The 242-nt window shown below is 60.7% G+C and carries 1 pseudogene; it reads left to right on the forward strand.

Going from position 1 to position 242, the window contains the following annotated elements:
- Positions 1-242 (forward strand): annotated as a pseudogene (locus tag R2R70_RS22670) (bifunctional tetrahydrofolate synthase/dihydrofolate synthase); the annotation flags it as partial.

Here is a 242-nt window from a genome sequence, read left to right on the forward strand (position 1 = left end):
GATCTCGGCCTTGAGCGCGTGAGCCTGGTCGCGGCGCGTCTTGGCGTCCTGAAACCAGCGCCATTTGTGTTTACCGTTGCGGGTACGAATGGCAAAGGCACCACCTGCCGTACGCTGGAGTCGATTCTGATGGCGGCAGGGTACAAAGTGGGCGTCTACAGTTCGCCTCATCTGGTGCGTTATACCGAGCGCGTACGTGTGCAGGGCCAGGAATTGCCGGAATCGGCCCACACCGCCTCTTT

The sequence above is a fragment of the Cobetia sp. SIMBA_158 genome (genome assembly GCF_046566945.1).
GTDB lineage: Bacteria > Pseudomonadota > Gammaproteobacteria > Pseudomonadales > Halomonadaceae > Cobetia > Cobetia amphilecti.